This window comes from Ruegeria sp. HKCCA6837, from assembly GCF_013034475.1.
GTDB lineage: Bacteria > Pseudomonadota > Alphaproteobacteria > Rhodobacterales > Rhodobacteraceae > Ruegeria.
This window is the reverse complement of sequence record NZ_WQGD01000001.1, coordinates 460,472-481,907: the sequence shown is the minus strand read 5'-3', so window position 1 is coordinate 481,907 and position 21,436 is coordinate 460,472. Positions and strand designations below refer to the sequence as shown.

Here is a 21,436-nt window from a genome sequence, read left to right as displayed (position 1 = left end):
GGTCGGGAAGAGCAGGAGGGAAAGTATGGCTTTGGCAATGAACAGGGATGAACTGTCGCAATACCTAAAAGAGGTGTTTCCTCAGGTTCATGAGGATTTTGTTGTCGAAGAACTGGCCGAAGAAAACATTACCATGCGCCTTGTGGTCCAGGACCGGCACCTGCGCCCCGGGGGCACAGTGTCTGGCCCGTCCATGTTTGGTCTGGCGGATGTCAGTGTGTACGCTATGGTTTTGGCGCGAAAAGGGCGGCAATCCCTGGCGGTGACGACCAGCAGTTCGCTGGATTTTCTTCGCAAACCCGCAGGTGGCGCCGATCTGATTGCGACTTGCCGATTGCTTAAGTTAGGTCGAACATTGGCCGTCGGCGATGTTTTGATCTATTCCGAAGGCATGGACGAGCCGGTTGCGCGGGCCAGCATGACGTATTCCATTCCACCGGCAGGCTCGGCCGCGGCGCGGTTCGGCTAAAAAAAGGCCGGGGACTGGCCCCGGCCCAGGAAGAGGTCCCAATAATTGGGACTGGGGATGATTCAGATCTGCCAGAAGTAGCGTTTTACTTCACGGTCCGCCTGCGTGCGGGTCAGGCCAACATCTTTCAACAGCCGATCATCCAGATTGCCCAGATTGACGCGACTGCGACGGCGGCGTTCCCATTGAGTGACCGCAGCCGCAAACCGCACGGCCAGCACAGCGATCAGCGGCAGCCGAGGGCTGGCGTTCAGCAGTATAAGGGCGGGGTTGTGCATTGTGCGTGTCATCTCAGAGTTCCTTTCAAATTGTATTGACACAAAGCAGTGATATTCGGTACAAGATGTTGATACATTCAATATTGTGTCAAAATCAAAGGAAGAATTGTAATGGATACAATTTGGCCGGAAGAGTTGCCGAAAGCCAAGGGGCCAAAGTATACTTTGGTTGCTGACACAATACGAAAAGCAATTGAGAGCAAAGCGTTAGACATCGGATCTAAGCTGCCGCCGGTGCGCGAACTGGCGTATCGATTGCAGATCACACCGGGTACTGTTGCACGGGCCTATACGATTTTGACGGATGAAGGCTTGTTACAAGCAGAGGTCGGACGTGGTACATTTGTAGCCCCTCCGAAATCCCCGATTCTGGATGATGTCTGGTCACGTCAGTTGCATTTGGCCGAAGCACAGAATGCCAATCACGTCAGCCTGTTCAGTCCAAGATTGGCGGATATGGGGCAGGTGTCGTTGATACGGGAGTGTTTGCAGAAAGTTGCGCAGTCCGATCCCGCATTATTTATGAACTATCCAACCCGCGATGCCTATAAGCCAATGCGCCAGGCGGTGGTCGAGTGGCTGTCGGATTTACCGCTGGGTCCGCTGACGGATGACGACATTGTACTGACTCATGGGGGGCAGAACGGATTGTGTCTTGTGTTTCAAAGCATCCTTCAAGGTCCCAAGCCGGTCGTTTTGGTCGAAGACCTGTCTTACGCCGGCTTTCGACGTGCGGGTGAATTGATGCGGGCTGAGGTGGTTGGCATTCGGATGGATAAATGGGGTATCGACCCCACCGCGATGGAACATGTTTTGCGGCAGACACCCGCGCAGGCGATTTGCGTTTCACCCGAGGTGCAGAACCCGACCGCGCTGCACACTCCGCTCGAGCGTCGCAAAGAGGTAGTTGAAGTCGCGCGAAAATTCGATTTGCAGATCGTTGAAGATGATTGTTACCGAATGGGTGAGGCTAAAGAGCCCAGCTATCGTGCCTTGGCGCCCGAGCGGGGCTGGCATGTATCGTCGATCTCAAAAGTGCTGACGCCATCACTGCGCGTCGGGTTTGCCATTGCCCCGAAAGAGCGAAGTGTGGATCTGAGACGCTCGGCAGAGTACGGGTATTTTGGGCTGGCGCAGCCGTTGGCAGAGCTCACCCGATTGCTTTTGTCTGATCCCCGTACGCGGCAGATCGCCAAAGATGTCAGAACCCGAATGGGCGAATATGTACGCGTTACGGTGAACGCGTTGGGTGGTTTTGACCTCACGTGGGCACCAGACGTACCGTTTGTCTGGCTAAACCTGCCATCTGGGTGGCGGGCAGCGGCCTTCAGCCGGGCGGCAGAGCGTGAAGGAATACAATTGCGTTCGGCGGACGAATTCGCTTTGCGCGATGGCCGTGCACCAAATGCGGTTCGCATTGCAATGAACGGGCATGTCTCGTTGCAACGGTTCGAGGACGCAATGCTTCGGCTGCGTGCGTTACTGGACAATCCACCCGAGCAAATCAGCGTTTAGATTGGGGTAAAATAATACCTATTTTGCAAGACATTGTTTTTACTTGTGAAAAACTGATTTACTGCGCTTGACGTGCGCACGGCCACCCCATAGAACCCCACCATCGAATTCGGGCCGCTCTGTCTTGGGGCGGTCTTTCACATCAAACAGGACTATCCTGCCATGAAAACCTTTTCTGCAACACCTGCAGACATCGACAAGAAGTGGATCCTGATCGACGCCGAGGGCGTTGTTCTGGGCCGTCTTGCCTCGATCGTCGCCATGCGCCTGCGTGGCAAGCACAAAGCGTCGTTCACCCCGAACATGGACATGGGCGACAATGTCATCGTGATCAACGCTGACAAAATCCAGATGACCGGCAAGAAGCGCGAAGAAAACTTCTACTGGCACACTGGCCACCCGGGCGGCATCAAGTCGCGCACCAAGCAGCAGATCCTCGAGGGAGCACATCCCGAGCGCGTCGTGACCCAGGCGGTCAAGCGCATGCTGCCGGGCAACCGTCTGGCGCGCAAGCAGATGACCAACCTGCGCGTTTATGCTGGTGCCGAGCACCCGCACGAAGCCCAGGCCCCTGAAGTTCTGGACGTTAAGTCCATGAACAAGAAAAACACCCGGAGCTAATGACCGATGGCTGATCAGATCAATACTCTCGAAGAGCTGAGCGCCGTCGCAGGCGTTGAAACCGTAGCCGAAGAAGTCATCGTGCGTGAACCCGTACGTGACGAGCTGGGTCGCTCCTACGCCACCGGTAAGCGTAAAGACGCTGTTGCCCGCGTTTGGATCAAGCCGGGTTCCGGCAAGGTCACCGTGAACGGCAAAGACCAGGACAAGTATTTTGCGCGTCCCGTTCTGCAGCTGATCCTGCGCCAGCCGTTCCAGGTTGCTGGTGTTGAAGGTGAATTCGACGTTGTCGCAACCGTCAAAGGCGGCGGCCTGACCGGTCAGGCTGGTGCGGTCAAGCACGGCATCTCGAAAGCGCTGCAACTGTACGATCCGAACCTGCGTGGCGCTCTGAAAGCCGCAGGCTTCCTGACCCGCGACAGCCGCGTTGTGGAACGTAAGAAATTCGGTAAGCGCAAAGCCCGCCGTTCGTTCCAGTTCTCGAAGCGTTAATCGCCGGGACAATCCAAAAGAAAGGGCTCGCAACTGCGAGCCCTTTTTCGTTGCATTTACGTTGTCTTATTCTTCGTAGACGAGCTTCCACGCGCCGTCTTCAACGACGTTCACGAATACTGTGTCCGCGCCTTGATGATCATCCGGCCCATAGGTGATGTGGTTGCCGACCAGATCGTCCTGATAGTCCAGCGATTCCATGGCCGCGATGAAACTGTCATGGGTCAGATCAGGACCTGCGGCCTCCAGCGCTTTGACCATCATCTCGGCGGCGGAATAGCCCAGCATTGCAAACCCAACCGGATCTTCACCCGTGGCGGCCTTGTACTCTTCGATGAACGCGGCGGGGGCGGGCTCATCGGCGCGGGCCCACAGATCCTGCCACGAGGCGGCGGCATAGAAGCCGTCGGTCACGCCTCCGGGAACCTGCGCCACGACTGTCAGGAAGCTGGCCGAGGTGCCCAGGAATTTCATATCCGTCAGGCCCATCTTCTTGGCAGTACCCACCACAGTGATCGCCTGACGAACGCCCAGCGCCATCGTGACAATGTCACAACCTTCTTCCTTGAGTTTACTGAGCGAACCCACGAAATCGGTCTCATCTGGTTTATGAGTGGTCTCGGATCCAAATGTGATCCCGGCCTCTTCAGCCCCGGCCTGGCTGCCCTCAAGAATTTCTTCGCCGAAATCGGTAGGCAGGTACATCGTGCAAACGGTTTGTGATCCAAATTCACCTGCGAGGTATTTCACGCCAATGCGGGCTTGATCATAGTAAGTCGAGAATGAGGTGAACTTGTTGCGCATAGGCTCTTGCAACATCTGCCGCGCCGCCGTCAGGGGGGCAACGTTCGGAATTCCCTTTGGATCCAGCAGTTTGAAGCCGGCCATGTTCATCGGTGTGCCCAGTGATTGCAGCATCGCAAACACTTTGTCCCGGTTCAGCAGTTTGTTGTAACCCTGCATTGCACGCGGCATCTGATAGCCATTGTCTTCGACGACAAAGCGGATTTGTCGCCCGTGCACGCCTCCGGCTGCATTGACACGGTCAAACACAACATTTGCGCCTTTGGTGGCCGGAACGCCCACGGCTGCGAAGATACCACTCAGATCGTTGACCGACCCGATCACGATTTCATCGTCGGTTACGCCTTGGGTTTGCGCCAAACCTATGGTCGCCGAGGCGGTCAAGGCCGTGGCGACAGCCAATAGTTTGAATGACTCTCTCATTTCTCTCCTCCCGAAATTCCCTTGTCTAACTGTACATGTCTTCAATCAGATGTCCGTGTTTCTTTTCCACCAAACCCCGTTTCAGCTTCATCGTAGCGGTCAGTTCATCGTCTTCGGCTGTTAAAAGCACGTCGATCAGCCGGAAATCCTTGATCTGTTCGACCCGTGCAAATTGGGTATTCACAGCCGCAACTTCGGCGCCGATCAGATCGCGGATTTCGGGCGCGGCACAGAGTGAGGCGAAATTCGAAAAAGGAATTTTGCGGTCTTGTGCAAATTTCTCGACATTCTCCTGATCAATCATGATCAGAGCCGTAAGGTATTTGCGCCTGTCACCAATCAGGATCGCGTCAGAAATATAATGACTGAACTTCAACCGGCTTTCGATCTCGGCTGGGGTAATGTTCTTACCACCCGCGGTGATGATAATGTCTTTAAGGCGGCCCGTTATGGTGACGTAACCGTTCTTGTCGACATGCCCCATATCCCCCGTGCGCAGCCAGCCGTCAGCGGTAAATGTCTCAGCCGTCTTGGCATTGTTGCGCCAATATCCCTGAAAAATGTTCATGCCTTTCAGCTGTATTTCACCGTCTTCTGAGATACGGATGTCGCAGCCTTCGACGGCTTGGCCGATGGTCCCGATCCTGTTGCTTTCAACGGTGTTGAGCGTGGCCAACCCGGCGGTTTCAGTCATCCCAAAACCTTCGACCAAAGGTACTCCGATGGCCCAGTACCATTTCAGCAAGTCAGTCGAAATCGGCGCAGCTCCGGTGCCGCCACGACGCAGTTGGTCCATGCCCAGCATACGGCGCAGGTTCTTCAGAACCAGTTGATCCCATATCCAGAACTGCACCGCGATACCGATCGGAACGTGTTTCCCTGCCGCCCTGTATTCGGCGCGGCGAGCGCCTGCTTTCAATGCTATCCCAAAGGCCGCGCGCCCCAACGGTGTGGCCTCCTGCGTCAGAATTTGCACATGCGCATAAATCTTTTCCCACACGCGCGGCACAGCCGTGAAGGTCGAGGGCGAGACCTCCTGCAGGTTCGCAAATACGGTTTCCGGGCTTTCCGCGAAATTCACAGTGCAGCGGGCCGCAAGCGGGAAATAGACCGACACGTCCCGTTCCAGAATATGACACAGCGGCAGGAAGCAAAGCTGCTCATCACTGGCAAGAACCGGTAAGGCCCGCGCGCCGGATTCAATGGCAGCAAGGATATTCTCGTGGCTCAGCATCGCGCCCTTGGGCTGTCCTGTGGTGCCAGAGGTATAGACAAGCAGCGCCGTATCCTGCGGTTTCGCCAGCGCGATTTCGGCCTCGAACCGCCCGTGATCGGCTGTTTCCGCCTCTCGGCCAAGCGCGTAAAGGTCGTCGATCATCATGCAGCGTGGGTGCTTGAGGTCGTGCAGACCTTCGTCTTCCAGAATGATCACCTTGATCAGGTCCGGAACTTCGGCTTCGATTTCCAGGAACTTGTCCAGATGTTCTTCATCTTCGACAATCAGGAATTTGCTGCCACTGTCATTGATCAGGTATCGCAACTGACTGGCGGAATCGGTGGTGTAAACGCCCGAGGCTATCCCCCCGACGCCCTGAATACCCATGTCGAACCACGCCCATTCCTTGCGATCCTCGGATAGGATCGAGACCACATCGCCCCGTTCCAGCCCCAGTTTCCGTAGCGCCAAACCAATCCATTTGGCGTGTTGCCAGTAATCGGCCCATGAATAGGATCTCCAAATGCCTAGATCTTTTTCCCTATGCGCGGTGCGTTCGCCCAGCTCGGCGCAGCGGTGTTGAAACAGCTCGCTTATGGTGATGCAGCCGTCCACCCGCAGCGGCCTTTGACCTGTTGTTGCGTTAAAGCGCACGCCGTTGATTGTGGTCTGCGGGGGCAGGGGGCTGGCATCCATCCGTCTTACCTCCACGTCTTTTTCCGTTTCCAGCGCCGGTTTTCCCGCGCGCCGTCTTCACGCACACCAAGATAGAAGTTCTGAATGTCCTCGGATTTCAACAAAGCCTCGGCGCTACCGTCCATGACGATGCGTCCAACCTCCATCACATAGCCATGATGGGCCAGATCCAGTGCCGCATGAGCGTTCTGTTCGACCAGCATCATGGTCATCTTCTGTTCTTGGTTGAGGCGCCTGAGGATCTCAAAAATCTCTTGCACCAGCATCGGCGACAGGCCCAGTGATGGCTCATCCAGCAACATGATGCGAGGACGGGCCATCAGCCCACGTCCGATCGCCAACATTTGCTGCTGACCACCTGACAGTGTGCCAGCCTCTTGCCCGCGTCGATCTTTGAGGACGGGGAAATAGCTAAAGACCAGTTCACGATCCTGCTCGATCTGGTCTTTGTCCTTGCGGGAATAGGCACCAAGGCTGAGGTTTTCATCAACAGTCAGAAGGGGAAAGACCTCGCGCCCTTCGGGGATATGCACGATCCCGCGTTGCACGACCTTATGTGGTTCGGCCCCCTGAATGTCTTGACCATCAAAGGTGATTTGTCCCTTTTCCGGGTCCATCACGCCCGACACGGTTTTCATCAGCGTCGTCTTTCCCGCGCCATTGGCCCCGAGGATCGACACGATCTGCCCCTTGTGCACATCCAATGAAACCCCGCGAATGGCCATGATGGGGCCATAAAAGCTTTCGACATTGCGTATTTTCAGGATCGGCTCGGTCATGAAGCTTTTCCCAGATACGCTTCGATAACAGCCGGGTGGGCCTGCACCTGCGCCGGAGAGCCCAATGCCAGTTCAGCGCCGTCTGCCATGGCCAAAACCCGATCTGACACGCCCGAGACCAGGCCCATGTCATGTTCCACCATCAGCACGGTGATGCCCATCTGACGCCGGATGTCATCGATCCACCACCGCATGTCACTGGTTTCTTCGACCGACAGGCCCGAGGCGGGTTCGTCCAGCAACAGCAGTTTGGGATCAGTTGCCAGTGCGCGCGCGACCTCAACCACTTTTCGCACGCCATAGGGCAGCCCTGCGATCATCTTGTCGCGATAGGCCTGAAGATCGAGGAAATCGATGATCTCTTCGACCTTCTCGCGGTTTTCGATTTCCTGCCGTCGGGCGGACGGAAGGAACAAAAGCTCGGAAAGCAGATTTGTTTGTCGATGCCTATGCCGCCCAACCAGAAGGTTTTGCAGAACGGTTGCGTGCTCGAACAGTTCGATGTTCTGGAACGTCCGTGCCACGCCAAAGGTTGCAACGCCCGAGGGTTTGACACGTAGCAGATCATGGCTGTCGAACCGGATCGACCCGGCGTAGGGCTCGTAGAACCGCGAGATCAGATTGAATACAGTCGATTTGCCAGCACCGTTGGGGCCGACGATGGCAAAAACCTCGCCCTCCAGCACTTCGAACGATAGGTTATCGACCGCAGTGAGGCCGCCGAACTTCAGGGTTACGTTTTCAAACTCCAGCAGGCTCATCTTAGACGCTCTGTCTTTAGATAAGATTTTTGCCGTTTGAACATGTCCTTGCGGTAGAAGGGGAACAGCTCGAACCAGGTGCGGATCTTCAGCCAGCGGCCATAAAGGCCCATGGGTTCGAACAAAATGAAGGCGATCAGGATCATGCCAAAGATGCCGAATTCAAGGCCCGGAATGGCAACTGTGTTGCCGCCGAACACAGCTCCGGCGTATTCTTTGGAGATTGAAAGGAATTGCGGCAGGAACCCGATCACGATCGCACCCAGAAATGCCCCGTGGATCGAACCCAGTCCGCCAATCACGATCATCATCAGCAACTGGATCGAGATCAGAACACTGAAGGTTTCATTGTTGAAGGCACCGGCAAAAAACCCCATCAAAGCCCCGGCCCAGCCCGTCACAGCACAGGACAAGGCAAATGAGATCATCTTGGTCCGCGCAATGTCGATGCCCATCGCCTGAGCCGAAACCTCTGAGTCACGCACGCCGATAAAACTGCGCCCCAGCGGTGCTCGCAGCAGGTTGATATAGCCCAACGTCACAAGGACAGCGACGGTCAGAACCAACCAGAAGAACAGATCCGGCGTACCCCAGCGATCTACCAAATGGCCAAAGATCTCGACCCCGCCGACATACTTGCCCGCGACGCCCCCGGTGATAGGTTCGGAGAGGACTATGATGTCATCCATCAGGATCGAAAGGGCCATGGTGAAGATGGCCAGGTAGATACCGTGAAGGCGCAAGGCAGGGATGGCAACTGTCACGCCCGCGATGCCAGTCAGTATTCCTGCCAGTGGGAATGCGACCAGAAAGGGAACCCCTGCTTCGATCAGTGCAACGTTGGCATAACAGCCAAAAGCCAGAAAAGCGGCATGTCCCAGACTGACTTGCCCGGTATGCCCGGTCAGGATCATCAGGCCCAGCCCAGCAATGGCCCAGATCAGAACGTTTGTCAGCTCGCCAAGATAGAATGCGTCCAGCCACCATGGGGCCGCTGCAACGACGGCCAGAAGGATCAGATAAAGACACAGTTGATACCGGTCTTTCCAAGGCCGGATGTCCTGCATGTAGTTGGTTTTGAACACGATCCGCATCGCTTAGACCTTTTTGACCCGAACCTGACTGAACAGCCCGTTGGGCCGGAAAACCAGCACGGCCAGCAGTAAAGCATAGGGCGCGACCTGGCTGTAACCTGCGGCAATATAGCGGCTGGCAAAGGGTTCAATCACACCGACGATCAGCCCTCCGGCCAGAGCACCGGGTAGACTGCCAAAGCCGCCAATGACCGCTGCTGCAAAGGCCTTGATGCCCAGCAAACCGGTGGTCGGGTCCACCGCTCCCTTGGCGGCAAACAGGATACCGGCGATCCCGGCAACGATCCCGGCCAGTGCCCAGATAAAGCCCTGAACGCGTTTGACCGGAATGCCCATGTAATAGGCCGCCAATTGGTTTTGCGACGCGCCCTGCATCGCAAGGCCTAGCTTTGTGCGGCTGAAGAAGACATATAGCGCCCCGGTCAGAAGGATCGTGACAACAATCACCGCCACATCTTCCATCCCCAGAACCAGACCGCCAAAGCGAACCTCTTTGCCGGCAAGCGGATTCTGCAGCGTTTGCGGCTCGTGCCCCCAGATCAACCCCGCAACAAAGCGGATCACGAACCCCAAAGCGATGGTCAGGATGACGACTGCGGTTTGGCTTTCGCCGAATAGTCGACGGATAATCAGCCGATCCAGCAAATAGCCCAGAGCACCCATAATCCCCAGTGAGATCGGCAAGGCCAGCCAGAAGGGCAGGCCCATATATTCAGTATTCGTCAGGCCAATAGTCACAAAGGCCCCCAGCATCATGAAATCACCCTGCGCGAAATTCACCGCCTCGGTTGCCTTGTAGATCAGAACAAAGCCAAGTGCGATCAGGCCATAGACGCAGCCATTCGCCAATCCGCTGATCAGCAGCTGTGCGTTATCCAAACTGTCCTCCCTCCAACGAGCAACAGGTGCCGTCAGCCTCACGCAAGTCTTCGGGGTGCGTGGGGTTCTTTTACTATGGCGTGATTATCACCTTTCCGTCACTCTTTTTCAGCGCATTGGCTAAATTTGGCACCAGATCTCTGAGTGTAAGGTGTTCAGAAACATCTGTTTTCCAGCGCCCGTCTGCAAAACGCGCCTGAACCTCGGCCACCACCCGCATCTGATCGGCCGGTGGCGTCGACATCATCCATTGCGTCAGCCAAAAACCTTCGATCCGCTTGCCCATAAAGATCAACTGGCCGGTTTGGGTAAGCGTCGGCGCTTCGGTCGAAAGCTTGCCATAGGTGATCCAGCGTGCACGGTTTGGCATGGCGCAAAACAGTTGTTCCGACAGTTGGTCTGTCACGGCGTCAAGGAAGACGCGTGGCTTCATGGACGTGCTCAGTCCGGCAAATTGCTCAACAACATCTGAATCTGTCGTCACCAGGACTTCGGCAGCGCCGAGGCTCTTCAACGTCTCAACGGTCTCCGCGCGCCGCACGAGCGCAATGGGTTTTAGCCCAAGATCACGCCCAAGGCTGCACATCAGTTTTCCAAGCTGGCTGGTTGCGGCAGACACGACAAACGCGTCGCCGTCGGCCTTGGCCATGTCTACCATCGCCATCGCGGTCAGCGGATTGACGATCTGCGCGGCCCCGTCATCGTCCGAGATATCTGGGCGCAGGGGAATGCACATCTGCATCTGCGTGACAACATATTCCGCCCAGGCCCCCGATCCGGCAGCAACAAAGGCAACCCGCTGACCGTGCAGGGCTTCGGCACCTTTTCCGGTGGCTACAACATCACCGCATCCTTCGAAACCTGCAGGGGATCCCTTTACGCGAGGTTGGCCGTACTCGCCCTTTATGAAATGCAAGTCGGACGGGTTGATCGATGCGGTTCTCAATCTGATCAGAACCTGACCGGGGCCAGGCTGTGGCACGGGTATCTCTGCGGGTTCCAACCATTCGGCTGCGTCAGATATGGCTGGCCCGCTGGATGTGCCAGAATATCCTTCAAGTTTTAATAGAGTGGCAAACATGGTCTGTGGCAGTTCTGTCATTTGGTCATCCTCAACAAATCTGAAGTCGAAATCGCCGTATTAAACACGTACCCTTAACAGGCGTGGCGCGTGCCGAGCTTTGGAATGAGCCAATCAAAAGCCGCTCGGGGCGTCAATTCAATGCCGAAATAACGTGGGGGCACCTAAGATGCGCCCGTAGGGTGGGGCCTACCCACAAGGTCGACCCCAAGTATTTTATTGTTGTGTCAACAGGTTGGTCAGTTCCTGGATTTTCTGAGCGATGGTCTCAGGCGACGCTTTGATATCGTTGACGATCTGGATCGCCTGCTTTTTCAGGTCGGCCGCCAGAGTGCTTTCTTCCAGCGAAGCCATGATCCCGTCATAGTCGAAATTGGCTGGGTTTAGCTTGCCTTCCTGAATCCAGGAATTTAGCAACTCCTGCCCCTGATCGGTCAGCGCGGCGACCTGATCGCCCGCCTGTTGCGCAGCTTCTGACGCCTGATCCGCGACCGACGATGCCGCTTCGGCTGCCTGATCGGCCACTGATGCAGCCGCCTCAGAGGCTTGTTCCGTTGCGGTTTTAACGGCATCTGACACAGCGTCTTGAGCGTCAGAGGCAGCGTCGGCCAAGGCATCGCCAGCTTCCTCTGCGGCCGTTTGCAAACGCTCTGCCGGAGTAGGTTCGGGTTGGTTGAGGTAATAGTAGCCGCCAACGCCGATTACAGCGATGATGACGGCCAAAATAAGAGTGCGCGACATATGAATCTCCTTTGAATTTGTGTCGCCGGGATGCCTGAAGACTAACGCAATGACAAAGGGGAATTCCTTTGAATTCTCAGCAGAATAGAGGTTTGAGCCAGCCTACGCTGATACAAGGCTTTGCATACGGGAACATCACGCTGCTTTGGGAAATCGCGCATTGCAATTGCGCAGCCATCCGCTTGCCCCAGTAAAAGCCAGGGCAATGCTCTGCACAACTTTTTAACTCAAGGCCATGCCGGGGAGTGGCGGAGAGACAGGGATTCGAACCCTGGGTGGGCTTGCACCCACAACGGTTTTCGAGACCGCCCCGTTCGACCACTCCGGCACCTCTCCGCGGGGGTCTGTGAGGGGGGGATTTAGTGAGGAACGGGCGGGGGTGCAAGCAGAAAATTCCAGAATTTGACAAAGCCGGGTTTTTCCATTGCCAGCGGACGGAAAACACCTACTCTGAATACTATGACACAGTCTGCACACCGCTTTGCTTTTCTGTTTTTAGCGCCGCTCTTGGCGTTTTTTATGGCTGCTGCTCCTTTGTTTGCGGCCAACCGGGAACGGATCGAAGCGTTTCTGACAACAACCGGATTTGATGTCGCGCTGGAAAGCATCGCGCTGAGTTCTCGGTCTGCACCGCAAATGCTGGGCATCGACCCCGACGGGTTCGGCTCGGACTGGGCGCGCCTGACGGATGAGGTATTTGACGTCGAAGCTATGCATCAAACGGCGGTTTCCATTCTTGAGGAAACGCTGAGCGAAGAGGCATTAGCGCACGCAGTTGAGTTCTACGCGTCCGACCTGGGGCAGCGTTTGGTCGAAGTTGAAAATGCGTCTCATATGAACGCGGATAACGAAGCCAAGCAATTTGAAGGCCAGCAGATCATCTCGGATCTGATCAAAGAAGGGTCACAAAGGGTCGAAAGTTTCAAGCGAATGAGTGCGGCCATCGATTCGACCGATACAGCGCTTCGGGCATGGCAGGAGATACAGTTTCGCTTCCTGCTGGCCGCCAGCGCTTCCGGCGTCATCGAATTGCAAATGGATGCAGAAGATTTGCGAGAGCTTTTGAAAAGAAACGAGCCCGCTCTGCGTCAATCGCTTCAATTGTCCAGCCTTGCAGGCGCGGCTTACACGTACAAGGATTTCTCGGACGAGGACGTGAACGCCTATGTCGATGCGTTGGAACAGCCTTTGATGCAGGAAGTTTATGAACTTCTGAACGTTATACAATTCGAAATCATGGCCCGACGGTTCGAGGTTCTTGCCTCGCGGATGGCAGAATTGCATCCCGCACAGGATATTTGATGCAGCGCTTCGCTCAGGTTCTGGTCTTTGTCCTTTTGGGGTTGCCCGCGCTGGCGAATGAAAAGATAGACCGGTTGGCTCAGGCCATGCACCTGCCCGACGTGATGGAGATTTTGGTACAGGAAGGGCAAGAACACCGGAAAAACCTGGATGAAACCATGCTGAGCAACACCGGAGGGGCGCTTTTCGAAGCTCAGGTCAATGACATCTATGATCCCATGTGGATGCAAGATCACCTGACTGAAGCGTTCGAGACAGGTATGTCGGACGCGCAGCTTGATCAGGCCATTGTGTTTTTTGAGAGTGATCTGGGTCAAACGATCGTAACACTTGAAAACTCGGCCCGTCAGGCGATGTCGGATCCGACAATCGAAGATATGGCGCGCGACGCGTTTGAAGAAACCGCACGCACAACAACGCGGTTTGCTTTGGTTGAGGAATATATCGAAGCGAACAATCTGGTTGAGAAGAACGTTCAGGGGTCTTTGACGTCAGATTATAATTTCTTTCGCGGCCTGGATGTGGATTCAAGAGCAGACACTCAGGACTTACTGACAGAGCTTTTGTCGCAGAAGGACAACAGGACAGCAGACACCGAAGCGTGGCTTTATGCCTTTCTACTGCTGGCATATCGCCCGTTGGACGAGGCTCAAATGCGGGAGAATATAGCTTTTTCCAGAACGGAGACCGGACAAGCGCTGAACGACGCGTTGTTTGATGGGTTTGATCGTATGTTCAACGATATTTCCTATCAGTTGGGACAAGCGGTTGCCCGTGCTCTCAGGGCGTCTGACCTTTGAGGCTTGTTTGGTGTTGACTTTCTTCTGCAATCTATGGATAAGCGCGCATCCCGGCCGGTCATCCGCGCCGGGTCTCGTTATTATTTGACCTTTAAGATACGTCGAAAGGGTCTGTCACACAGCCCGAAAAGGGCGCGCTGTTCGAGGTGGCTTAAGCCAGAAACGCCCGAAAGGGGACCACAGAACGCGGGTATGAAAAGGAAAGACGCATGTTTGCGGTCCTCAAGACTGGCGGCAAGCAGTACAAGGTTCAGGCGGGCGATATCCTCCGCGTTGAAAAACTGGCTGCCGACGCAGGTGAAAAAGTTCAATTCAACGATGTTCTGATGCTGGGCGGTGACGCTCCGGTTGTTGGTGCACCTTTCGTTGAAGGCGCGGGCGTACAGGCCGAAGTGATCGAACAGATCAAAGGTGACAAGGTCATCAAATTCGTCAAGCGCCGTCGTAAGCACAGCTCGAAGCGTACCGTTGGCCACCGTCAGAAACTGACACTGGTCAAGATCACCGACATCCTGTCGTCGGGCGCTGACAAGTCGGGCATCAAAGCTGCAACCGGTTCGGCACCGGCTGGCGAAGCAGCCCCTGCTGCGAAGCCTGCCAAGAAAGTTGAAGCCAAAGCAGAGGCACCCGCCGCTGCTGCTGCCGCTGACGATCTGACCAAGCTGAATGGTGTCGGTCCTGCCGCTGCCAAAAAGCTGGTTGAGGCCGGTATCGAGAGCTTTGCCGCTCTGGCCGCCTTGTCGGACGAGCAGATTGCTGCTATCGACACCATCAAAGTGAAACCCGAATGGGTTGAGCAAGCCAAAGAGCTGGCTCAGGGCTAAGGAGAGAGAGAATGGCACATAAAAAAGCTGGCGGTTCCTCCCGTAACGGTCGCGACTCAGCTGGTCGCCGCCTTGGCGTTAAACTGTATGGCGGCCAGGCTGCTATCGCAGGCAACATCATCGTACGTCAGCGCGGCACCAAGTTCTGGCCGGGCGAAGGCGTAGGCATGGGCAAAGATCACACCATCTTTGCAACCACCGATGGCGCCGTGAAGTTCCATAAGGGACTCAAAAACCGCACCTTCATTTCGGTCCTGCCAGTGGCGGAGGCCGCAGAGTAAGCCGAGACCCAGAAGGTTAATAAAAAATTCATGGGGGACCGGCAGAAAATGCCGGTCCCTTTTTTGGTTTTAACGCAGTTGTGATCCCAAAAAACCGATGCCCGTCGCAACCACCAGTTTTCTAATCTTCGCCGCCTCACAGGTGGGCACGCCGGGACCGGCCAATATGGTTCTGCTGGGAACAGGTGCGCGCTATGGTTTCCGGGCGGCCCTGCCGTTTGTTGCAGGTGTCGTGCTAGGCAAGCAGTTGATTATCTGGCCGGTGGGCTTTGGTCTCATGCAAATTGCGGAACAAGCGCCATTTGTGTTTTCCGCGCTGAAATACGCCTCTGCTGGTTATGTGTGCTGGTTGGCCTGGAAGATCGCCAATCTTCGCTTGTCGCGAAATGGAGCAAGTGGTTCGGTGCCGGGTTTTTGGGCCGGACTGATCGTGCATCCGCTGAACCCCAAGGCCTGGGCCATGATCATTGCTGGGTTTACTGGTTTCGTCGCGGCTGGCACGTCCAGTTTGGACGCAACGTTCACGATCGCTCTTTGTTTGTTTATCTGCCAGGTCGTCTTGCACCCGATCTGGACCTTCGCAGGCGATAGAATTGCTCATGCGGTTGAAGGTCGCCCTGCGGAAAAATATCTAATGTGGACGTTGGCCGGGCTTACGGTTGCGTCCGTCCTTTTTGTGTTGTTCGGAGGAGGAACACACCAATGAAGCTTGAAGCAATAATAAATCAGCCGGTCATAGAAACCGAGCGGTTCGATCTGCGCCCGCTGCGCCGTTCGGACATGGGACTGATCGAGCACTACGCGGGGGATGAGCGCGTGGCACGCATGACCACAAGCATCGCGCACCCGCTGGCGCCCGGCTCGACCGAGGCTTTTGTGACGCGTTCGATGGCAGAAGACCGGGACGAAGATGTTTGGGTTATGGATGCAATGAAAGACGGTGGCCCGGAACTGATCGGTCTGATCACACTGAAACGACTGGATCGGAACCAGTCCGAGGTTGGATATTGGGTTGCGCCTATTTATTGGAACACGGGCATTGCATCTTTGGCCGTTGAAGCATTGGTCAATACCAACCCTCTGCAGAACGCGACCATGTTTGCCAGTGTTTTTCAGGACAATCCCGCCTCGGCTCGGGTGCTGACCCATTGCGGGTTCCAGTATCTGGGCGATGCGGAAAGCTATTCGGTGGCGCGTGATACGAATGTGCCCACCTGGACATACAGTAAAAAACTCTGACTTGTGGCCGATGGGGCCTTTGCAGTAGGGGACAGACCATGAAATTTCTCGATCTTGCAAAGGTCTACATCCGGTCCGGGGCCGGAGGTAGCGGCTGCGTCAGCTTCCGACGCGAAAAATACATCGAATACGGCGGACCTGATGGCGGGGACGGCGGCAAAGGCGGGTCTGTGTGGGCTGAAGTTGTGGACGGGTTGAACACCCTGATCGACTTTCGGTATCAGCAGCATTTCTTTGCCAAGAATGGCCAGCCAGGCCGGGGCCAGCAGCGTACCGGTAAGGACGGAGACGATATTGTTCTGCGCGTGCCCGTTGGTACCGAAATTCTGGATGAAGACGAAGAAACCGTAATCTGTGATCTGACCGAAGTTGGGCAACGGGTTCTGCTGGCCAAGGGCGGCAATGGCGGTTTCGGAAACCTGCATTTCAAGTCCGCTACCAATCAGGCACCACGCCGGGCTAATCCGGGACAAGCCGGTATCGACAGAACCATCTGGCTGCGGCTCAAGCTGATCGCGGATGTGGGGTTGCTGGGTATGCCCAATGCGGGCAAGTCGACCTTTCTGGCAGCCACATCGAATGCGCGCCCGAAGATTGCGGATTATCCCTTCACCACGCTGCACCCCAATCTGGGTGTTGTTGGTGTCGACAACGTTGAATTCGTGGTTGCCGACATTCCAGGCCTGATCGAAGGCGCACATGAAGGGCGCGGCATCGGGGACCGGTTCCTTGGCCATGTCGAACGCTGCGCTGTGCTGTTGCATCTGGTTGATGGCACCTCTGAAACAGTCGCTGACGATTACCGGACTATTATTCACGAGCTCGAAGCATATGGCGGTGAGCTGGCTGAAAAACCCCGGATCACCGTATTGAACAAGGTCGATGCTCTGGACGACGAAGAGCGTGAACTGGTCAAAGCCGAACTGGAAGAGGCCGTGGGTGGCCCTGTCATGACCATGTCGGGCGTCGCGCATCTAGGCGTGACCGAGGTTCTGCGTGCGTTGAGGGCACAGATTGACGACAATCGCGTGAGCCGGAAACCCGCTGAGGAGGCGCAGCCTTGGCAACCCTGACCTCAGCCCGCCGTCTTGTTGTAAAAATCGGATCTGCTTTGTTGGTGGATCGCGATACCGGGTTGCTTCGGTCTGACTGGTTGAACTCGTTGGCGCAGGACGTGGCCTGGCTTAAGGGGCAGGGGACAGATGTGATCCTGGTCTCTTCCGGATCGATTGCGTTGGGTCGCGGTGTGCTGGGCTTGCCAATGGCTACGTTGCCTTTGGAGAAATCACAGGCGGCTGCCGCAGTGGGACAGATCCGTCTGGCGCGCGCCTATGAAGAGGCTTTGACGCCGCACCAGATAACGACGGCGCAGGTGCTTGTGACGCTGGAAGACAGCGAGAACCGCCGCCGCTATCTGAACTCACGTGCCACATTGAAGACCTTGTTGAACCTTGGTGTGGTTCCGATCGTGAACGAAAACGACACCGTTGCTACAGACGAAATCCGTTATGGTGACAATGATCGCCTGGCCGCTCAGATTGCAGTGACGGTTGGGGCCGATCAACTGATCCTGCTGTCCGATGTAGACGGGTTCTATTCGGGCAATCCGAGCGAGGATTCCTCGGCCACGCGCTTCGAGAAAATTGATCGCATTACGCCCGAGATTGAGGCCATGGCAGGCGACGCGGGCTCAGGCCTGTCCAAGGGCGGGATGAAGACAAAACTGATGGCCGCCAAGATGGCCACCGCAGGTGGCTGCGCAATGGCCATTACTGAAGGCTCGGTTTTGAACCCCTTAAAAATGCTTGAAAATGGAGCAAGTTCAACCTGGTTTACTGCCACCTTGGACCCGCATGCCGCCCGCAAACGTTGGATATCTGCGATGAAACCACGCGGAGAGATCACCGTGGATGACGGGGCTGCCAACGCTCTGGCCAATGGCAAAAGCCTGCTGCCTGCGGGTATTCTAGAAGTTACTGGCGATTTCGGGCGCGGTGATCCTGTTGCCGTTCTTGATCCAAATGCCCGCCGATTGGCGCAAGGGATCAGCCGCTATACCGCGCAGGAAGCCGATGCGATCAAGGGGCGCAAGTCATCTGAAATTGAAGCGACTTTGGGGTACCCGGGTCGCGCAGCTTTGATCCATCGGGATGATCTGGCCCTGTAAGCATTGAAAAGACGACCTGAAAGGCACGCGACATGAAAGATTTTGACAGCATCCCCGCATTGATGGCCGATCTTGGGAAACGCGCCAAAGACGCATCGCGTGATCTGGCTTTTGCAAGCGCCGAGCGTAAACACGCTGCCTTGATTGCCGCTGCGGATGCGGTTTGGGCCAATCGTGCGAAGATAATCGAAGAGAACCAAAAAGATCTGGAGTTTGGCCGTGAAAGGGGCCTGAGCCCGGCGATGATGGATCGGCTGATGCTGGATGAGGCCCGTATTCAGGGCATGGTCGACGCGCTGCGCACCGTAGCGGATCAGGCGGACCCGGTGGGCGAAGTTCTGGCTGAATGGGAGCGCCCGACTGGATTGAAAATTCAGCGGGTCCGTACACCTTTGGGCGTCATTGGCGTGATCTATGAGAGCCGTCCCAACGTGACTGCTGATGCCGGTGCTCTGTGTTTGAAGTCCGGCAACGCTGTCATCTTGCGCGGTGGGTCCGAGAGTTTTCATTCCTCGACCGCGATCCATGCGTGTCTGGTCGAAGGGTTGAAGGCGGCCAACTTGCCCGAGGACGCCATTCAACTGGTGCCCACTCGGGATCGCGCAGCGGTGCAGGAATTGTTGACCCTGACCGACCATGTCGACGTCATCGTTCCGCGCGGTGGCAAGGGGCTTGTAGGTCTGGTGCAGCGCGAGGCCCGCGTGCCGGTCTTTGCTCACCTCGAAGGTGTTGTTCATATTTACATCGACAAAGCTGCTGATCCGCAAAAGACGCTCGATGTCGTGCTGAACGCAAAGACCCGCCGCACAGGCATCTGCGGGGCCGCCGAATGTTTGCTGATCCATCAGGACGTTGTTGAAACACTGGGGCGCGATGTGATCGAGGCGCTGCTGGCCGCCGGAGTCGAGGTTCACGCCGAAGGCGCTTTGGCAGTAGATGGTGCACAGGCCGCGACGTCAGACGATTGGGGAAAGGAATTCCTTGATAGCGTGATTGCAGCCAAACCCGTGGCAGATATTGACGCGGCGATTGCGCATATCCAGCAATTTGGGTCCAACCACACTGATTGCATCATGACCGAAGACGATGCGGCGGTGGCCCGATTCTTTGAGCGTCTCGACAGTGCGATACTGATGCACAATGCCTCCACCCAGTTTGCAGATGGCGGTGAATTCGGTATGGGCGCGGAAATCGGGATCGCCACAGGCAAGATGCACGCGCGTGGACCAGTGGGCGCGGCGCAACTGACCAGTTTCAAGTATCTGGTCCGTGGGAACGGAACGACCCGGGCTTAAAACCTGAGCGAAACGCGTGTTGCGGTGGTTTCTACCGCGACGCGTCGTCCCATCGCCTTGGCTGTTTCCGGCAGCAGGGCAAACTGTACCTGCGCGGGCGTCAGTTTGTTTGGGAAACGTCCTGTGACCAAGTGTTTCCATAGGTCGCCGTCCACGTTCAGCTTGTCTGCCGTGCCGGTCACCGTCAAATTCGCGTCCAGACTTGTGATATCGACGGTGCCACCCAGCGGCATCGCGCTTTCGCAACACATCAGTGCCAAAAAGGCGAGTTTGACCTGATTGCGTGGCAAACGTTCGGTCAGGTTCCAGTTGACCCGCACACGACCTGCGCGTTTGACATCATTGAGCAGTTCAGTGATTTCGGCTCTCCCAAGTGGTTGCTCGCTGGCCGACCCGAACGCCACCCGGAAAAAGCGAATACGTGCGCCCGCACTGCCCACACTGCCCGAGATCAGCTCCATCTCGGGGCCGTGCATAGCGCCAACCATATCCAACAGCTCAAGCCCGTTGGTGATGGCCCCGATTGGGCTGATCAGATCATGGCAGATCCGAGAGCCGATCAACTCGGCCAGGTTGACGTCCGAAGCGCCCATGCGTACCTCCTGCTGTATCTGCCGCCGGATTCAGGAGCCCCGCATGACAGACATGAATGCCATTCTTGCACCGGGCATGTTTGTCCGCCACCCGGATTTTCCCGAATGGGGGGTTGGACAGGTTCAGTCCAACATCGCGGGCAAGATCACCGTGAGCTTTCGCGAGCAGGGGAAAGTGGTAATCGACGGAACGCGCATCGCCCTGATGCCGGTCTTTGATCCGTGAAACTGGTTTAGGAAAGGTTAACAACATGGGTCAAACCACCGGTTGTTGCCTTCGGTTGATCAACTGAGGTATCAGCGGCGAAAAGAAAGCGGATACCACCTTTATGCCGGATACAGGCCCAACCTTTACCGTCAAGCTGGCCGAGACCGAGGCGGAGTTAAAAGCTGCGCAACGCCTGCGCTATGACGTCTTCGTGCGCGAACTGGGTGGTGGTGGCGACTTGGTCGATCACGAGGCAGGGTTAGAGAAAGACCGGTTTGATCCCTATTTCGATCATATGTTGGCCTATGACGACGGTACTGGTGAAATTATTGGCGTTTACCGGATGTTGCCGGGTGAACGTGCAGCTGAAGTGGGTCAGTTCTACTCAGAAGATGAATATGATCTGACAGTGTTGAAAAACAGTGGCCGCAAGTTGCTGGAGCTGGGTCGGTCCTGCGTGCATCCCGACTATCGTGGCGGCACCGCCATGTATCATCTTTGGAACGGGCTAGCGGCATACGTCACTGAACGTGAGATCGAAGTGCTGTTTGGGGTCGCAAGTTTCCACGGCACGGATGTCACCGCATTGGCGCAACCTTTATCCATGTTGCATCACAACCATCTGGCCCCGCCCGAATTGCTTGTACGGGCGCAGCCTGACGTATTTCAATCCATGGATCTGGTCGCTAAGGACGCCTTGGACCGACGGGCGGCCATGGTTCAGGTGCCCGCATTGATCAAAGCTTACCTGAGACTTGGCGGTTTCGTGGGCGAGGGCGCCTTTATCGATCACAAATTCAACACCACTGATGTGTGCCTGATCCTCGACACTGCTCGTATGAACGACCGGCAGCGCCGCATCTATGGTGGAGCCTGAC

Annotated in this window: 25 protein-coding genes and 1 tRNA gene; 15 read left to right on the top strand and 11 right to left on the bottom strand. The window is 56.1% G+C overall.

The window, feature by feature from the left end; genetic code table 11:
* Window positions 1–25: 25 nt before the first annotated feature.
* Window positions 26–469 (top strand): PaaI family thioesterase, encoded by a 444-nt coding sequence (locus tag GOV91_RS02335; protein WP_171173949.1) that lies wholly within the window; start codon window positions 26–28, stop codon window positions 467–469.
* A 62-nt stretch (window positions 470–531) separates the two neighbouring features.
* Here GOV91_RS02335 and GOV91_RS02330 read toward each other — a convergent pair whose 3' ends face one another.
* The gene (locus GOV91_RS02330; RefSeq protein WP_171173951.1) at window positions 532–759 is read right to left on the bottom strand and encodes a DUF1127 domain-containing protein; all 228 of its coding nucleotides are present in this window, start codon (window positions 757–759) and stop codon (window positions 532–534) included.
* Window positions 760–858: 99 nt separating this feature from the next.
* On the opposite strand from GOV91_RS02330, the gene GOV91_RS02325 reads away from it, so the two are divergent.
* The 3 genes from GOV91_RS02325 (at window position 859) to rpsI (ending at window position 3,375) form a co-directional block, all read left to right on the top strand.
* Entirely contained in the window at window positions 859–2,262 is a 1,404-nt protein-coding gene (locus GOV91_RS02325) for a PLP-dependent aminotransferase family protein (RefSeq protein WP_171173953.1), read from the top strand.
* Between the two features lie 162 nt (window positions 2,263–2,424).
* Window positions 2,425–2,883: a 50S ribosomal protein L13 gene (rplM, locus tag GOV91_RS02320; RefSeq protein WP_170354147.1), complete on the top strand. Its 459-nt coding sequence runs from the start codon at window positions 2,425–2,427 to the stop codon at window positions 2,881–2,883.
* Window positions 2,884–2,889: 6 nt separating this feature from the next.
* On the top strand, window positions 2,890–3,375 hold the full coding sequence (gene rpsI / locus GOV91_RS02315) for a 30S ribosomal protein S9 (RefSeq protein WP_171090107.1): 486 nt from the start codon (window positions 2,890–2,892) through the stop codon (window positions 3,373–3,375).
* A 66-nt stretch (window positions 3,376–3,441) separates the two neighbouring features.
* Here the strand turns inward: rpsI and GOV91_RS02310 are convergent, their stop codons facing one another.
* The 9 genes from GOV91_RS02310 to GOV91_RS02270 form a co-directional block, all read right to left on the bottom strand.
* Complete coding sequence (locus GOV91_RS02310) at window positions 3,442–4,602, bottom strand: ABC transporter substrate-binding protein (RefSeq protein ID WP_171234302.1); 1,161 nt, start codon at window positions 4,600–4,602, stop codon at window positions 3,442–3,444.
* Window positions 4,603–4,627: 25 nt separating this feature from the next.
* Window positions 4,628–6,514, bottom strand: a complete 1,887-nt coding sequence (locus tag GOV91_RS02305) for a long-chain fatty acid--CoA ligase (protein ID WP_171234301.1) — start codon at window positions 6,512–6,514, stop codon at window positions 4,628–4,630.
* 5 nt (window positions 6,515–6,519) lie between these two features.
* Window positions 6,520–7,293 (bottom strand): ABC transporter ATP-binding protein, encoded by a 774-nt coding sequence (locus GOV91_RS02300; protein WP_171173959.1) that lies wholly within the window; start codon window positions 7,291–7,293, stop codon window positions 6,520–6,522.
* The gene (locus tag GOV91_RS02295) at window positions 7,290–8,054 is read right to left on the bottom strand and encodes an ABC transporter ATP-binding protein (RefSeq protein ID WP_171173961.1); all 765 of its coding nucleotides are present in this window, start codon (window positions 8,052–8,054) and stop codon (window positions 7,290–7,292) included. Before GOV91_RS02295 ends, GOV91_RS02300 begins: the two co-directional genes overlap by 4 nt.
* The gene (locus tag GOV91_RS02290; protein ID WP_171234300.1) at window positions 8,051–9,148 is read right to left on the bottom strand and encodes a branched-chain amino acid ABC transporter permease; all 1,098 of its coding nucleotides are present in this window, start codon (window positions 9,146–9,148) and stop codon (window positions 8,051–8,053) included. Before GOV91_RS02290 ends, GOV91_RS02295 begins: the two co-directional genes overlap by 4 nt.
* Before the next feature lie 3 nt (window positions 9,149–9,151).
* The gene (locus GOV91_RS02285) at window positions 9,152–10,027 is read right to left on the bottom strand and encodes a branched-chain amino acid ABC transporter permease (protein ID WP_171234299.1); all 876 of its coding nucleotides are present in this window, start codon (window positions 10,025–10,027) and stop codon (window positions 9,152–9,154) included.
* 73 nt (window positions 10,028–10,100) lie between these two features.
* Window positions 10,101–11,129, bottom strand: coding sequence for an alcohol dehydrogenase catalytic domain-containing protein (locus GOV91_RS02280; RefSeq protein WP_171234298.1), 1,029 nt, complete (start codon window positions 11,127–11,129; stop codon window positions 10,101–10,103).
* A 195-nt stretch (window positions 11,130–11,324) separates the two neighbouring features.
* On the bottom strand, window positions 11,325–11,849 hold the full coding sequence (locus tag GOV91_RS02275; protein ID WP_171234297.1) for a hypothetical protein: 525 nt from the start codon (window positions 11,847–11,849) through the stop codon (window positions 11,325–11,327).
* 246 nt (window positions 11,850–12,095) lie between these two features.
* Window positions 12,096–12,185: transfer RNA gene (locus GOV91_RS02270), tRNA-Ser, on the bottom strand.
* 183 nt (window positions 12,186–12,368) lie between these two features.
* Between GOV91_RS02270 and GOV91_RS02265 the strand changes: the two genes are divergently transcribed.
* From GOV91_RS02265 to GOV91_RS02225, 9 genes are all read left to right on the top strand, one after another.
* Window positions 12,369–13,151 carry a DUF2059 domain-containing protein gene (locus GOV91_RS02265; protein WP_253762614.1) on the top strand — a complete coding sequence of 261 codons (783 nt, stop codon included), beginning with the start codon at window positions 12,369–12,371 and terminating at the stop codon, window positions 13,149–13,151.
* Window positions 13,151–13,951 (top strand): DUF2059 domain-containing protein, encoded by an 801-nt coding sequence (locus tag GOV91_RS02260; RefSeq protein ID WP_171234295.1) that lies wholly within the window; start codon window positions 13,151–13,153, stop codon window positions 13,949–13,951. Before GOV91_RS02265 ends, GOV91_RS02260 begins: the two co-directional genes overlap by 1 nt.
* A 209-nt stretch (window positions 13,952–14,160) precedes the next feature.
* A complete protein-coding gene (locus GOV91_RS02255) occupies window positions 14,161–14,775 on the top strand; it encodes a 50S ribosomal protein L21 (protein ID WP_171234294.1) in 615 nt (204 codons plus the stop codon).
* A gap of 11 nt (window positions 14,776–14,786) precedes the next feature.
* Window positions 14,787–15,056 (top strand): 50S ribosomal protein L27, encoded by a 270-nt coding sequence (gene rpmA, locus GOV91_RS02250; protein ID WP_039535512.1) that lies wholly within the window; start codon window positions 14,787–14,789, stop codon window positions 15,054–15,056.
* 97 nt (window positions 15,057–15,153) lie between these two features.
* A complete protein-coding gene (locus tag GOV91_RS02245; RefSeq protein ID WP_171173977.1) occupies window positions 15,154–15,762 on the top strand; it encodes a LysE family translocator in 609 nt (202 codons plus the stop codon).
* Complete coding sequence (locus GOV91_RS02240; protein WP_171234293.1) at window positions 15,759–16,295, top strand: GNAT family N-acetyltransferase; 537 nt, start codon at window positions 15,759–15,761, stop codon at window positions 16,293–16,295. Before GOV91_RS02245 ends, GOV91_RS02240 begins: the two co-directional genes overlap by 4 nt.
* 38 nt (window positions 16,296–16,333) lie before the next feature.
* A complete protein-coding gene (gene obgE, locus GOV91_RS02235) occupies window positions 16,334–17,368 on the top strand; it encodes a GTPase ObgE (RefSeq protein WP_171234292.1) in 1,035 nt (344 codons plus the stop codon).
* Window positions 17,356–18,462: a glutamate 5-kinase gene (gene proB, locus GOV91_RS02230; protein WP_171234291.1), complete on the top strand. Its 1,107-nt coding sequence runs from the start codon at window positions 17,356–17,358 to the stop codon at window positions 18,460–18,462. The genes obgE and proB overlap by 13 nt, the downstream gene beginning before the upstream one ends.
* A 32-nt stretch (window positions 18,463–18,494) precedes the next feature.
* Window positions 18,495–19,757, top strand: coding sequence for a glutamate-5-semialdehyde dehydrogenase (locus GOV91_RS02225; protein ID WP_171234290.1), 1,263 nt, complete (start codon window positions 18,495–18,497; stop codon window positions 19,755–19,757).
* On the opposite strand, the gene GOV91_RS02220 is transcribed toward GOV91_RS02225, so the two are convergent.
* The gene (locus GOV91_RS02220) at window positions 19,754–20,350 is read right to left on the bottom strand and encodes a histidine phosphotransferase family protein (RefSeq protein WP_171234289.1); all 597 of its coding nucleotides are present in this window, start codon (window positions 20,348–20,350) and stop codon (window positions 19,754–19,756) included. The genes GOV91_RS02225 and GOV91_RS02220 overlap by 4 nt on opposite strands.
* Before the next feature lie 43 nt (window positions 20,351–20,393).
* On the opposite strand from GOV91_RS02220, the gene GOV91_RS02215 reads away from it, so the two are divergent.
* Both GOV91_RS02215 and GOV91_RS02210 read left to right on the top strand, forming a co-directional pair.
* The gene (locus tag GOV91_RS02215; RefSeq protein WP_171234288.1) at window positions 20,394–20,576 is read left to right on the top strand and encodes a DUF3553 domain-containing protein; all 183 of its coding nucleotides are present in this window, start codon (window positions 20,394–20,396) and stop codon (window positions 20,574–20,576) included.
* A 103-nt stretch (window positions 20,577–20,679) separates the two neighbouring features.
* Complete coding sequence (locus GOV91_RS02210; protein WP_171234287.1) at window positions 20,680–21,435, top strand: GNAT family N-acetyltransferase; 756 nt, start codon at window positions 20,680–20,682, stop codon at window positions 21,433–21,435.
* Window position 21,436 lies beyond the last annotated feature (1 nt).

Coding starts and splice junctions, on each gene's coding strand:
- GOV91_RS02335 (WP_171173949.1), top strand. CDS start 26: ATGGCTTTGGCAATGAACAGGGATGAACTGTCGCAATACCTAAAAGAG.
- GOV91_RS02330 (WP_171173951.1), bottom strand. CDS start 759: ATGACACGCACAATGCACAACCCCGCCCTTATACTGCTGAACGCCAGC.
- GOV91_RS02325 (WP_171173953.1), top strand. CDS start 859: ATGGATACAATTTGGCCGGAAGAGTTGCCGAAAGCCAAGGGGCCAAAG.
- rplM (WP_170354147.1), top strand. CDS start 2,425: ATGAAAACCTTTTCTGCAACACCTGCAGACATCGACAAGAAGTGGATC.
- rpsI (WP_171090107.1), top strand. CDS start 2,890: ATGGCTGATCAGATCAATACTCTCGAAGAGCTGAGCGCCGTCGCAGGC.
- GOV91_RS02310 (WP_171234302.1), bottom strand. CDS start 4,602: ATGAGAGAGTCATTCAAACTATTGGCTGTCGCCACGGCCTTGACCGCC.
- GOV91_RS02305 (WP_171234301.1), bottom strand. CDS start 6,514: ATGGATGCCAGCCCCCTGCCCCCGCAGACCACAATCAACGGCGTGCGC.
- GOV91_RS02300 (WP_171173959.1), bottom strand. CDS start 7,293: ATGACCGAGCCGATCCTGAAAATACGCAATGTCGAAAGCTTTTATGGC.
- GOV91_RS02295 (WP_171173961.1), bottom strand. CDS start 8,054: ATGAGCCTGCTGGAGTTTGAAAACGTAACCCTGAAGTTCGGCGGCCTC.
- GOV91_RS02290 (WP_171234300.1), bottom strand. CDS start 9,148: ATGCGGATCGTGTTCAAAACCAACTACATGCAGGACATCCGGCCTTGG.
- GOV91_RS02280 (WP_171234298.1), bottom strand. CDS start 11,129: ATGACAGAACTGCCACAGACCATGTTTGCCACTCTATTAAAACTTGAA.
- GOV91_RS02275 (WP_171234297.1), bottom strand. CDS start 11,849: ATGTCGCGCACTCTTATTTTGGCCGTCATCATCGCTGTAATCGGCGTT.
- GOV91_RS02265 (WP_253762614.1), top strand. CDS start 12,369: ATGGCTGCTGCTCCTTTGTTTGCGGCCAACCGGGAACGGATCGAAGCG.
- GOV91_RS02260 (WP_171234295.1), top strand. CDS start 13,151: ATGCAGCGCTTCGCTCAGGTTCTGGTCTTTGTCCTTTTGGGGTTGCCC.
- GOV91_RS02255 (WP_171234294.1), top strand. CDS start 14,161: ATGTTTGCGGTCCTCAAGACTGGCGGCAAGCAGTACAAGGTTCAGGCG.
- rpmA (WP_039535512.1), top strand. CDS start 14,787: ATGGCACATAAAAAAGCTGGCGGTTCCTCCCGTAACGGTCGCGACTCA.
- GOV91_RS02245 (WP_171173977.1), top strand. CDS start 15,154: ATGCCCGTCGCAACCACCAGTTTTCTAATCTTCGCCGCCTCACAGGTG.
- GOV91_RS02240 (WP_171234293.1), top strand. CDS start 15,759: ATGAAGCTTGAAGCAATAATAAATCAGCCGGTCATAGAAACCGAGCGG.
- obgE (WP_171234292.1), top strand. CDS start 16,334: ATGAAATTTCTCGATCTTGCAAAGGTCTACATCCGGTCCGGGGCCGGA.
- GOV91_RS02225 (WP_171234290.1), top strand. CDS start 18,495: ATGAAAGATTTTGACAGCATCCCCGCATTGATGGCCGATCTTGGGAAA.
- GOV91_RS02220 (WP_171234289.1), bottom strand. CDS start 20,350: ATGGGCGCTTCGGACGTCAACCTGGCCGAGTTGATCGGCTCTCGGATC.
- GOV91_RS02215 (WP_171234288.1), top strand. CDS start 20,394: ATGACAGACATGAATGCCATTCTTGCACCGGGCATGTTTGTCCGCCAC.
- GOV91_RS02210 (WP_171234287.1), top strand. CDS start 20,680: ATGCCGGATACAGGCCCAACCTTTACCGTCAAGCTGGCCGAGACCGAG.